Below are 5,137 nucleotides of genomic sequence, written 5' to 3'. Positions count from 1 at the left end.
CGGTGCTCGACATGGTGCGGGTCAAGCGCTCGCTGCAGGGATCGAAGTCGCGGCTCATTGGGCCAAATTGCCCTGGCGTGATGACCGCCGGCGAGTGCAAGATCGGCATCATGCCGGCCAACATCTTCAAGCCGGGCAATGTCGGCATCGTCTAGCGGTCGGGCACGCTGACCTATGAAGCCGTATTCCAGACTAGCCAGGAAGGTCTCGGCCAGACCACCGCGGTCGGCATCGGCGGCGACCCGGTCAAGGGCACCGAATTCATCGACATGCTGGAGATGTTCCTGGCCGACCCCAAAACCACCTCGATCGTCATGATCGGCGAAATCGGCGGTTCCGCCGAGGAAGACGCCGCCCAATTCATCCGGGACGAAGCCAGGCGCGGACGCTCGAAGCCGATGGTCGGCTTCATCGCCGGCGTCACCGCCCCTCCCGGCCGCCGCATGGGCCATGCCGGTGCGATCATTTCCGGCGGCAAGGGCGACGCCGGTTCCAAGACCGTGGCGATGGAAGCGGCCGGAATCAGGGTCTCGCCGTCGCCGGCGCGGCTCGGCAAGACCCTTGTTGACCTGCTCGGGGCGTAGGGGACCTTCTGGCACTTTCTGGCCATCTGTGGCCTCCGAGCTACAGCCGGCTCCCTGGTCCCGGCGTAGATTGCTCCCATCGTTTGGACGGGTCCTTTTTTACGGAGTCAGCAAAATGAAGAAATTGCTTCTCGCGACCGTATTCGCGACTGTGGCCGCCGGCAGCGCCGTCGCCGCGGATATGCGCCCTGCATACAAGGCGGGCCCCGTGGCGGTCCCCCGCTGTGCCAGTTTCGGTGGCTGGTACGCCGGCGTCAACATTGGCTATGGCTATTATGATCACAAGTTCAACGACCGCGACCGCTTGGGCGGAGCTATCGATGACGATCTGGCGAGCGGCACGGACGTAGCCACCAAGAGTGGTGTTAACGGCGGCGTGCAGGCTGGTTACAATTATCAGACCGGATGTACCGTGTTCGGCGTCGAGGCCGATTGGAGCTGGACCGGCCTTCGAGCCTCTTTCGTCAATCTGGACGGCGACCAGACCGCTGGAGGTCTTCCGACCGACTCGGTAACGGTATCGAGCAAGCTGGATTGGTTCGGCACTGCGCGCGTGCGGTCGGGCGTCGTGGTCGACAACCTGTTGCTGTACGCGACAGGCGGTTTTGCGTTCGCGAACTTCAAGAGGTCGGCGACGTTCTTTAATGACAATGTCCCCCCTGACATCGGAATCCTGAACTCGGACCGGACCCGGTTTGGGTGGGCGGCCGGCGTCGGCACCGAGTGGGCGTTTGCGCCGAACTGGAGCTTGAAGAGCGAAGTGCTCTACATGCGCTTCGAGAAGGACGACGCCACCTTTATCGGTACCGGTACCGGTGTTGGAAACCTGGGTGTGCCCTATCGCATGGAAATGCAGGATCAGGTCGTCGTCAGCCGCATCGGCGTAAACTACCGGTTCGGCGGTCAATAGTCGCCTAACGAGCCAGTTTCGGACCGTTCTGCAAGGCCCCGGCATTCCACCGGGGCCTTGTTCCGTCACGGTTGTGAACGCCTGTCATTGCCGGATTTTCTCTTGAACTAAAATTCAATTCTTGGCACTTTTGCGCGCGAACATTCCCCCGAAATGCGGTAAAAGCCAAAAATCAGGCTGATCCGGTGCCCGGATTTGCCGTTGCGCCGTATTCCATGCGCTCGAAAATCACCAGGACGCCAGTATGTCTCGCCAGGACGCGAACGCCGCCTTTGCCCTCTCCTCGTTTTTGCAGGGCACCAATGCTCCCTATATCGACGATCTGTACGCTCGTTACGAGAAAGACCCCAATTCGGTCGATGCCGACTGGCAAGCCTTCTTCAAGAGCCTGAAGGACGCGCCCTCCGATGCGCAAAAGAACGCCGACGGGCCGTCCTGGGGCCGGGACAACTGGCCGCTGACGCCGCGCGACGACCTGACTTCCGCGCTCGACGGTAACTGGGCGCAGGTCGAAAAGGTCGTCGGCGCCAAGCTCGCCGCCAAGGCGCAGGCGCAGCCCAAAGGCAGGGACAAGGGCAGTGAACTGACGGCGGCCGATATCCATCAGGCCACGCGCGATTCGGTCCGCGCCCTGATGCTGATCCGCGCCTACCGCATGCGCGGCCATTTCCACGCCAAGCTCGACCCGCTCGGGATCGAACCGGCCCGCGACCGCGAAGAACTCGATCCGCGGTCCTACAGCTTCACCGAGGCTGATTACGACCGCAAGATCTTCCTCGATCACGTGCTCGGCCTCGAATATGCGACGCTGCGCGAGATCGTCGCGATCTGTGAGCGCACCTACTGCCAGACGCTCGGCGTCGAATTCATGCACATCTCCAACGGCGCGCAGAAGGCCTGGATCCAGGAGCGCATCGAAGGGCCGGACAAGGAAATCAGTTTTACCCGCGAAGGGCGTCGCGCCATTCTGATGAAGCTGATCGAGGCCGAAGGCTTCGAGAAGTTCTGCGACGTCAAATTCACCGGCACCAAGCGCTTCGGCCTCGATGGCGGCGAATCGCTGATTCCGGCGCTGGAGCAGATCATCAAGCGCGGCGGCAATCTCGGCGTGAAGGAAATCGTGGTCGGCATGCCGCATCGCGGCCGCCTCAACGTGCTGACCCAGGTGATGGGCAAGCCGCATCGCGCGCTGTTCCATGAATTCAAGGGCGGCTCGGCCAATCCGGACGCGGTTGAGGGCTCCGGCGACGTCAAATATCATCTCGGCGCCTCGTCGGACCGCGAATTCGACAACAACAAGATCCATCTGTCGCTGACCGCCAACCCCTCGCATCTCGAGATCGTCGATCCCGTGGTGCTCGGCAAGGTGCGCGCCAAGCAGGACCAGCACGGCGATCCGCCGGACATGCGGATTTCGGTGCTGCCGATGCTGATGCATGGCGACGCCGCGTTCGCCGGCCAGGGCGTGGTGGCGGAATGCTTCGCGCTGTCCGACCTGAAGGGCTACCGCACCGGCGGTTCGCTGCATTTCATCGTCAACAACCAGATCGGCTTCACCACCTATCCGCGCTATTCGCGCTCCTCGCCGTATCCGTCCGACGTGGCGAAGATGATCGACGCGCCGATCTTCCATGTGAACGGCGACGATCCGGAAGCCGTGGTGTTCGCGGCCAAGGTCGCGATCGAATTCCGGCAGAAATTCCACAAGCCCGTCGTCATCGACATGTTCTGCTATCGCAGGCATGGCCATAACGAAGGCGACGAGCCGGCGTTCACCCAGCCGGTGATGTACAAGAAGATCGCTTCGCATCCCGGCACGGTCGAGATCTACTCCAAGCGGCTGATCGCCGAAGGCGTGATCACCGAGGGCGAAGTCGAGAAGGCCAAGGCCGACTGGCGCGCCCGGCTCGATGCCGAACTCGAGGCCGGTGCGGGCTACAAGCCCAACAAGGCCGACTGGCTCGACGGCAAATGGGCCGGGTTCAAGTCGGCCGACCAGGAAGAGGATCCGCGCCGCGGCGTTACCGGCGTCGATGTCGAAGTGCTCCGGGATATCGGCCGCAGGATCACCAAGGTGCCCGACGGCTTCCGGGTCCATCGCACGGTGCAGCGGTTCCTGGAAAACCGCGCCAAGGCGATCGATGGCGGCATCGGAATCGACTGGGCCACCGGCGAGGCGCTGGCGTTCTGCACGCTGCTGGAGGAAGGCCATCACGTCCGGCTGTCGGGACAGGATTCAGAGCGCGGCACCTTCTCGCAGCGGCATTCGGTGCTGATCGATCAGGAGGACGAGAGCCGTTACACGCCGTTCAATCATCTCGGCGTCGATCAGGGCCATTACGAAGTCATCAACTCGCTGCTTTCGGAAGAAGCGGTGCTCGGTTTCGAGTACGGCTATTCGCTGGCGGAGCCGAAGGCGCTGACGGTCTGGGAAGCGCAGTTCGGCGATTTCGCCAATGGCGCGCAGGTGCTGTTCGACCAGTTCATCTCGTCCGGCGAACGCAAATGGCTGCGCATGTCCGGCCTCGTCTGCATGCTGCCGCACGGCTATGAAGGGCAGGGGCCGGAGCATTCCTCCGCCCGGCTCGAGCGCTTCCTGCAGATGTGCGCCGAAGACAACATGCAGGTGGTGCACGCCACCACGCCCGCCAACTTCTTCCATGTGCTGCGGCGTCAGCTGCATCGCGAAATCCGCAAGCCGCTGATCCTGATGACGCCGAAGTCGCTATTGCGCCACAAGCGCGCGGTCTCGCGGCTCGACGAACTCGGCGCCGACACCACGTTCCACCGGCTGCTCTACGATGACGCGGCGATGCTGCCGGACGAGAAGATCAAGCTGGTGCCGGACGACAAGATCCGCCGCGTCGTGCTGTGCTCGGGCAAGGTCTATTACGACCTGTACGACGAGCGCGAAAAGCGCGGGATCGACGACATCTATCTGATGCGCGTCGAGCAGCTCTATCCGGTGCCGCTGAAGGCGCTGGTGCACGAACTCGCGCGCTTCAAGGGCGCCGAACTGGTCTGGTGCCAGGAAGAGCCGCGCAACATGGGCGCGTGGCATTTCATCGAGCCCTATCTCGAATGGGTGCTGAACCAGATCCACGCGCCGAACAAGCGTCCGCGTTACGCCGGACGCGCGGCCTCGGCGGCGACCGCCACCGGTTTGATGTCGAAGCACCTGGCGCAGCTCAAGGCCTTCATGGACGACGCCCTGGGCTGAACAGACTTTCATTCGTCATCCCCCGCGAAAGCGGGGGATCCGGTAACCGGCGCGGCCTCATTTGATCGGGACCGTCACGGATCACTGGATCGTCCGCCTTCGCGGACGATGACAGCAGAAGCGATGATTGAGGAAACAAAACCATGACTGAAATTCGCGTTCCGACACTCGGCGAGTCCGTGACCGAGGCCACCATCGGCCGCTGGTTCAAGAAGGCCGGCGATGCCGTGGCGGTCGATGAACCGCTGGTCGAACTCGAGACCGACAAGGTCACCATCGAGGTTCCGGCGCCCTCCGCGGGCACCCTCGGCGACATCATTGCCAAGGACGGCGAGACCGTTGCGGTCGGCGCGCTGCTCGGCCAGATCAATGACGGCGCCGTCGCTGCCGTTGCCAAGCCCGCCGCGGCGCCCGCCAAGGCCG

Annotated in this window: 3 protein-coding genes and 1 pseudogene; all 4 read left to right on the top strand. The window is 63.1% G+C overall.

Features of this window, described 5'->3' with window-relative positions; all coding sequences use genetic code 11:
- Nucleotides 1-584 (top strand): annotated as a pseudogene (locus Q8N40_RS25765) (succinate--CoA ligase subunit alpha); the annotation flags it as partial.
- A gap of 115 nt (nt 585-699) precedes the next feature.
- On the top strand, nt 700-1,494 hold the full coding sequence (locus tag Q8N40_RS25760; RefSeq protein ID WP_305322314.1) for an outer membrane protein: 795 nt from the start codon (nt 700-702) through the stop codon (nt 1,492-1,494).
- 244 nt (nt 1,495-1,738) lie between these two features.
- On the top strand, nt 1,739-4,714 hold the full coding sequence (locus tag Q8N40_RS25755; RefSeq protein WP_305713817.1) for a 2-oxoglutarate dehydrogenase E1 component: 2,976 nt from the start codon (nt 1,739-1,741) through the stop codon (nt 4,712-4,714).
- 143 nt (nt 4,715-4,857) lie between these two features.
- On the top strand, nt 4,858-5,137 hold a 280-nt coding region (locus Q8N40_RS25750; protein ID WP_305713816.1), incomplete at its 3' end, for a biotin/lipoyl-containing protein.

This window comes from Bradyrhizobium sp., from assembly GCF_030693485.1.
Taxonomy (GTDB): domain Bacteria; phylum Pseudomonadota; class Alphaproteobacteria; order Rhizobiales; family Xanthobacteraceae; genus Bradyrhizobium.
This window is presented reverse-complemented; position numbering and strand designations above follow the sequence as displayed.